Annotated in this window: 8 protein-coding genes, 1 pseudogene and 1 riboswitch; of the genes and pseudogenes, 3 read left to right on the top strand and 6 right to left on the bottom strand. The window is 39.6% G+C overall.

Features of this window, described 5'->3' with window-relative positions:
* Positions 1–864: 864 nt before the first annotated feature.
* The 6 genes and pseudogenes from V7K35_RS24865 to V7K35_RS24840 form a co-directional block, all read right to left on the bottom strand.
* Positions 865–1,293 (bottom strand): hypothetical protein, encoded by a 429-nt coding sequence (locus V7K35_RS24865; RefSeq protein ID WP_335082573.1) that lies wholly within the window; start codon positions 1,291–1,293, stop codon positions 865–867.
* A gap of 378 nt (positions 1,294–1,671) precedes the next feature.
* Positions 1,672–1,788 (bottom strand): annotated as a pseudogene (locus tag V7K35_RS24860) (DUF72 domain-containing protein); the annotation flags it as partial.
* Positions 1,781–2,152, bottom strand: a complete 372-nt coding sequence (locus tag V7K35_RS24855; RefSeq protein WP_335082588.1) for a hypothetical protein — start codon at positions 2,150–2,152, stop codon at positions 1,781–1,783. The pseudogene V7K35_RS24860 and the gene V7K35_RS24855, both read right to left, overlap by 8 nt.
* 131 nt (positions 2,153–2,283) lie before the next feature.
* Positions 2,284–2,916 carry a TetR/AcrR family transcriptional regulator gene (locus V7K35_RS24850; protein WP_335082571.1) on the bottom strand — a complete coding sequence of 211 codons (633 nt, stop codon included), beginning with the start codon at positions 2,914–2,916 and terminating at the stop codon, positions 2,284–2,286.
* 248 nt (positions 2,917–3,164) lie between these two features.
* The gene (locus V7K35_RS24845; RefSeq protein WP_335082569.1) at positions 3,165–3,662 is read right to left on the bottom strand and encodes a GNAT family N-acetyltransferase; all 498 of its coding nucleotides are present in this window, start codon (positions 3,660–3,662) and stop codon (positions 3,165–3,167) included.
* A gap of 97 nt (positions 3,663–3,759) precedes the next feature.
* The gene (locus tag V7K35_RS24840; protein WP_335082567.1) at positions 3,760–4,521 is read right to left on the bottom strand and encodes a DJ-1/PfpI family protein; all 762 of its coding nucleotides are present in this window, start codon (positions 4,519–4,521) and stop codon (positions 3,760–3,762) included.
* A 377-nt stretch (positions 4,522–4,898) separates the two neighbouring features.
* On the opposite strand from V7K35_RS24840, the gene V7K35_RS24835 reads away from it, so the two are divergent.
* The 3 genes from V7K35_RS24835 to V7K35_RS24825 all read left to right on the top strand — a co-directional run bounded on the left by V7K35_RS24835 (position 4,899) and on the right by V7K35_RS24825 (position 6,830).
* Positions 4,899–5,378, top strand: a complete 480-nt coding sequence (locus V7K35_RS24835; protein WP_335082586.1) for a protein tyrosine phosphatase family protein — start codon at positions 4,899–4,901, stop codon at positions 5,376–5,378.
* Between the two features lie 564 nt (positions 5,379–5,942).
* Positions 5,943–6,533: a calcium-binding protein gene (locus V7K35_RS24830; protein WP_335082565.1), complete on the top strand. Its 591-nt coding sequence runs from the start codon at positions 5,943–5,945 to the stop codon at positions 6,531–6,533.
* 39 nt (positions 6,534–6,572) lie between these two features.
* A complete protein-coding gene (locus V7K35_RS24825; protein ID WP_442939760.1) occupies positions 6,573–6,830 on the top strand; it encodes a DUF6887 family protein in 258 nt (85 codons plus the stop codon).
* 64 nt (positions 6,831–6,894) lie between these two features.
* Positions 6,895–6,987, top strand: a riboswitch (TPP riboswitch).

Here is a 6,987-nt window from a genome sequence, read left to right as displayed (position 1 = left end):
CTCCCCTTCATAAGGGGAGGGGGCAAGATTTAAAGTTTCCCCCCAATATATCGGGGGGATTAAGGGGGGTCTATTCGACTTATGCAAGAGGTCTAATGGGAACTACTGTGCTACCCAGCGCTTCAGGAGACATGCTCAAGTTTTTGAGTGCAATATCATTTCCACTCAGGATTGCTAAAGTGCGATGGCGTTTAGCTAAATTGATTAAAACCCACACTGACAACGTTCACTTTTATTTTTTCTGTGGCTGTTGTCAGCAAAAATTTGAACATACAGCACTTTGCAAGTAAATGAAGTACACCCTTCTCTTGCTTGTGGCTGCGGTGAATTACCCCCCTTAATCTCCCTGTTTATTGGGGGGAAAAATAAATCTAGTTCCCTCCCCAATATATCGGGGAGGGTTAGGGTGGGGTATTTTTGTACCTCACCAACTCGCAATCTGCTGTATTAGCAAAGGACATCCACGGGACGAAACAATTTTATTTGCTGAGTCCCTTTAAATCCATATTACAGAATCCCAAATGGTTGCTCAAGCCTCAAGAGTGGTTGCAGCAAGAATTCAAATGAACGCAGATTTGTTCTCTGAACCACACAACCAACCAAATTGTAATCCACTCTTACAGGATGTTTTAAAAGTCCCAGAAGGTATAATTTTGCTGTTCTCACTTGGGTGAACTTTGACGATAAATCAAGGTTTTAGCCATGTACTGAGATACCTTGCTGTGCTAACTAGGAAAGCAAAAGACCCTTTTAAAACATCCTCTAACGTTTGTTTTACTCATAACTCTGCCAATTTTAGATTTCTCTTCAATCCAAAATTCAAAATCTAAAATTGGATAACTACTACCTCCTTCAAATAACTCTTTACCGCACATGTTGCCCATTAAGCCCTTGCTTAATCCAACTCAAACATTCATATTCGGATTTGAATAATTTTGGAGCTGCAATATTATTCAATAACTCTTGTGGGTAATGGTCATAAAAACATTTGTCTCCTTCTTGGAAGATGATAATCAAATTGTTCCGATAAATGTAGCGAGACTTAAAACTATCCCCCCGATGAACAAACTCTGAATTTTGATCTATATATTCTTTAGCAATATCAACGATATTACTAACGCCACTTCCATATATTCCGGCTGGGTTTTCTGCTTTATGAAATTTGCTTTTGTGCCCAATCTCAGATAGCAATTTATACGAATAAATCTCGTAATTATCAGCTTGCCCAAAAATAAATGGAATGATGAGATATCCTTTGTATGAGACTGAACTTTCATAAAGAAGACGATTCATCTCAACCTCCTTTGATGTAACTGCTCTCAAAAATTCGCTGAAATCACATACATATTAAAAATCAATGCTTTTCTGTTAAATATATTCATGGATCACTTAAACCCTGATCGCCATTTAAAAAATAGGGATATTAGCCCTTTTGTCAAGGAGAAAGCGATATGAAGCTTAAACAGAAAAGTATCGTAACACTAATTGTCGCTCTTTTTTTAATTACTAAACATTAGATATCTTGTAAAAGTTAGGACTTACGCAAAAAAACCTTAAACTCTTATTCCTCCGTGTTCTCTGCGTCCTCTGTGGTTCGATTTTCCGTTACCTGTGCGAATTTCATTCTGTGGGACTATTCCCCTACTCCCTCTGTCCCTTGCGCCCTACCTTTCAAGACCATAAACTAAGCTGATTGGGTGGATGCTCAAGATTATTCCAAGGTAAGGGTAGAACTGGTGTATCACTCTGTTCTAATAGCTGTTGGAAGTGACGGGCTATGCTAGGCGTAGACCAAAATGCTTGATTGCTTTCCCATTTCGGTAGATTCACTAAGCAAAAAGGCATATTGCTTACTCAAAATGCTTGATTGCTTTCTCATTTCGGTAGATTCACTAAGCAAAAAGGCATATTGCTTACTCAAAATGCTTGATTGCTTTCTCATTTCAGTAGATTCAGTAAGCAAAAAGGCATATTGCTTACTCAAAATGCTTGATTGCTTTCTCATTTCAGTAGATTCAGTAAGCAAAAAGGCAGATTGTTTACTCAAAATGCTTGATTGCTTTCCCATTTCAGTAGATTCAGTAAGCAAAAAGGCAGATTGTTTACTCATTTGAGTATATTGCGTATTCATTTTGGTGTTTTGGGCAAGCATATAGCGGTTCTCAATTGCTTGGAATACAGACCATTTGTAGGAGTACAGCAATGCTTATTGGTGTCAACTTAAGCCAAAACACTTTTAAAACCTCGTTTCCAGGTTCTACCCATCCCTGAAAATAACTCACGTTAGCTTACAGCCGGATTGAAAACTGAGAGGGGAGTGGCAATGATACCGCGCACAAAAATATCTACACAGGTTTCGATATAGTCTTCACAGCTATAGCTGCGTTGATTGAATTTTGCACTGCGGCATAGCATTCCAGCTAACAGCATTCCTGTAAACATATCGACTGCTGGAAATGGTTCGAGGTCTGCTCTGACGATACCTCGTTTCTGACTCGATTGCAGGTAAGCTATCAGTTTTTCACCTAAAGGCTTGGCAGCTTCTTGAATCACTTGTTTGGCTGCCTCTGGATGACGTTTAGCTTCTCCAATGAAGGTACGAATTAAGTCCTCGTGTGCCTCTAGCATACTATTGTAAAGATGGGCATACTGTGTTATGTCAATTTTTAGATCCTGCGTCCACGCTTCGGAGTGTGCAAGGGCTTCTGTCTGGAGTACAAAGGCATTTTCGATTACTGCTCCCAGAAGTTGTTCTTTGCTAGCAAAGTGGCGAAATAAAGTCACCTCATTCACACCAGCAACACGAGCTATTTCACGGGTAGTTGCTCCTTGAACACCTAAATTGGCAAATACCTGCGAGGCGGCTTCTATCAAACGTCTACGGGTGAGAGTTGATGAACGGATGGTTTTATTCATTTATGCTGGCAAGTACTTACATCATATATGTAAAAAAAGTGGTCGCAACTTGGGAGAAAAAAGTAATAATAAAAGTTGTCCTATTCGATACTAAAGTCTTATTAAGATTAACTATGAGTTTTTAAAATATATAATCATATAACTATTTTACAATCCCAAATTTCATAAATACGAGATGTTTTTCTGAAACTAATGGAACTTTATCAAAAAAACAAAATCATAATCAACTCTAACTTCAATCAATTTCATCATATTGTGTCAGTAGCTAATGCTTTACTCATTTTAGTAACTGTTACAACTACCCCACTTCTTAAATAATGAGGTGCTCTTTGGATAGCAGTAAATCCGAGTCGTAAATAAAACCCTTCAGCATAAAGGCTAGCAGTTGTAATTACCTTATCTATGCCTTGATCAGCTGCTTGATCGCAAAAATGTTGAACTAAAGCACGCCCGATGCTTTTACCTTGATATTTAGGATGGACATACAGCCTGATGAGTTCATCAACAATAAAACTAGCGAAACCTATAACAACATCTCCCTCGATCGCAACCCAAAAAGTTTCCACTTTCATCCTCTTCAAGATATTTGAATCATCGGGCTTGTCGCAGTTATTACGCCAAGTTAAAAGTTCTTTTTTTGTGTAGAAAGTTTCAGGCAGAGCTTTAATAGCAGCAATATGAATTGCACTCAGCACCCACGCATCTGTTTCCTTAGCAGGTCGAAGAGATATTTCCTTAGCGCTCATAGGTTCAGGGCTGACATTCACTGATCCAAAGTTATCAAGTTTGGTTATGAGAAATTTTAGTTGCCCCAGCTTTGCCCGTCATAGACATCGCAACACATCAACTAGCCAAATTCTCAACTGCTTTACTGATATTAGCAGTTTGCAGTTGAGTTACAACTCGCTGGACAATCTGCCGTCTGATTTCTTGAACATTTTGACTCGCAGCTGTAACCTGAGCAAGTACAGCCGCAGGGGCAGTTTGGGGAGAACCACTGTTAAAAGGGGGTTGGGGATTGTATTCAATCCCTAGTTGAATTGCTTGAGCGTAGGCGTAGCCCGTCGTAGACATCGCTTCCCCAAATAACTCAGCTGCTAAAGCCAGCCCAAAATCAATGCCAGCTGTTACACCACCGCCTGTAATTCGATTGCGATCAATGACAACTCTTTCTGAAACTGTCTCAACTCCCAACATCTCAAGCAAATCCAGCGATCGCCAGTGAGTAGTGGCGCGATAGCCTTGAAGCAAACCAGCCGCCGCCAGCAGCAGAGAACCAGTGCAGACAGATGTAATGTAGCGGGCTTGTTTGGCTTGAGTTTTGAGAAAGTCGAGAAACTTTGGATCTTCCATCTTGGCATTGATACCTGGGCCTCCTGGCACAAATAACACATCTAAGGCTGGGGCTTGAGCAAAGGTTGTGTCCGGTAGAAAGGTAAGGCCGCAATCGCTCCGAATTGGTTCAAGTGTTTCTGCCAGCAGATATAATTGCACGTTTGGCAATTTGGCAAAAACTTCGTAGGGCCCGGTGAAATCTAACTGCGTCACATTTGGGAACAATACTATCCCAATGGATAGAGAAGAGACTTGTTCATTTCCAGTCACTATTTATGTCCTCGTTAAAAATACTCAAGATGCCGATGCTTAAGCAAAATTATAATGTATCTAGTTATACTATTTTCCGAAAATCTTCAGCCAATTGCTCACCCAAGCTCAATAGTATAACTCCCGAAATATAAACACCTATAATCCTATCGACAAAACGTATAATAAGATTTAAAGTACGGTAAGTCTATCGACAATGCGTTTATTATGGATAAAGCAATAAAATAATCAACTTCAAAAGACAAATTTTGAAGTAATCAAGCAATATCGTTTGATATTTGGCTAGTTTTGCTGTGTTTACTTGAATATCTTCTGAAAGCTTGCTTATCACAGTATTTACCAAGCCAGAAGACATTAGAAAATCAAAAGGAGTGAATGTGATCAACGCCATACAGATTAACGAAAATTTGACAACCACAGGACAAGTCATACCAAAACAGCTTGAGCAAGCTATCCAAGAAGGTTTTAAGTCCGTTCTAAATCTGCGATCGCCTGATGAACTAGGATTTTCCCAGGATGAGCAAAAAGTAGCGGAAGCATTGGGGCTGCATTATACGAATGTTCCACTCAAGGTGGATTTAAAAAATTTGAATGAAGAGGCGATTACCAAAATCCTTATGATCCTAGAACAAATCCCTAAACCAGCAGTTGTGCATTGTGCAGCCGGGATGCGATCAACTGGAATCGCGCTATTGAGTATCGCTATCCACGAGGGATTAACACCAGAGGAAACCTTAGCAAGAGCTAAGAATCTGGGTTTTGGATTCTTTGAACACGCTGGTGTTAGTCCCAGGCTGAAGCAATTATTTGTGGACTATGTTAACAAACACGCGAAAGTAGCTGTGCCTACTCACTGAAACATCTGTACTCAGCTAACAGCAAGGCATGTATACCAATACTTTGTAAGACTTGGGGCTTAAGCCCCTTGTTCAGGTATTGTGCGGCATTATTTAATGCGATCGCCCCAAGAGAATCGGGCAAAGATATAGGATTTTATGAATTTAAACGCAAGTATCACACATCTACAGCTAAAAAACAATTTCTATTAAAAATACCTTCGCAAAAAAGAAAGGGACTTTTGCAAGAGGTCTACTGTAAATAATACGTAAATAGTTATGCTAAAAACTACAAAAATAAATAAGTAAGGTGAAGTAGAAAAAAATACTAACCTAAGTAGTGACCCTTATAAAAATAAAGGTTATAGTAATTAAATTGACTAACTATTTATGTAACAGGTTAGCTGGATAATGCTTATCAGCCAGTCGAAAAGCTGAAATGCACTGAAAAATTAGTGTTTTTCAATTTGACATAAACTATACCGAAAGCGTCAACTTTCGGCTAAGTTTTTATGTCTTAAAACAGCAATACTCACAGGTTAATATCTCAAGTTCCTGAAAAATTGATTTAGGTAGATAGAAGTTATGGCAATTATCAATGGTACTAACGCTAATGACATCCTTAATGGCTTAGGGAGCAATGATAGCCTCTATGGTTTCCAGGGCGATGATGTCCTCCATATTAGCAATTCTTCTGGAAAAAACCTTTTAGACGGCGGCTCTGACAATGATAGACTTTACGCTACAGCTACCACTGGCATTAATACCCTCAAAGGAGGAAGTGGGGATGATTATTTAGATGTTTCTAATTCTTCTGGGAAAAACCTCTTAGAGGGCGGTTCTGAGAGTGATCAAATTTATGCTACAGCTACCACTGGTAATCTAATCACTAATTCTGACTACAAACCTTGTTTAGTAGTGGATTTTCAATCTTCATATCATGATTATCCTAAAGCAAGAGAGCGCGATCGAAAAAAGGCAACTTTACTCGCTCTTGCAGCGGTTCCCTTACTTTATTCACGGGTTAAAGACTGTGGATTATTACATCTTTACTCTCAATTTGAAGAAGTAGTATGTAATTTATTTACAGGAAACCAACGAGAAAATGCTCAAGCCCTAATTAGAAGGTATTGCGAACAATCTTTTTCTTCTGATATTCGAGTTACAGGTTGGTAAACTAGAAGATATAGAAATTCTGATTAGTCGTGATGGCAACTGGGAATATCCATCAGTAAACCAAACTTTGATGCTATGAGCAAGGCAGAATTACGCGCCTACGTCATTGCACACCAAGATGATCAAGAGGCTTTTTACGCACTTGCGGATCGTTTGACGGCACAACCTCCCTCTGCGACTTATCCTGCATCAATGACAAGAGAGGAAATCCACAAGGCACTATTAGACATTATTCAACAGAAACAGCGATGTCTACGACGGGCTGCGCCTACGCCAGATTCAGAAAAAACGGCTTAACACCACCTTCACCTCATAAATTGTTAACACCCTTGTTCGCAACCATAACCAAGGTGGTACACTACATCCATGCTAGGGGTGCCTAACCAGGCTGAGATCACACCCTTAACACCTGAGTCTGGGTAATACCAGCGGAGGGAAGCTGTTTATTGAGGAA

Source organism: Nostoc sp. (assembly GCF_036917275.1).
Taxonomy (GTDB): domain Bacteria; phylum Cyanobacteriota; class Cyanobacteriia; order Cyanobacteriales; family Nostocaceae; genus Nostoc.
This window is presented reverse-complemented; position numbering and strand designations above follow the sequence as displayed.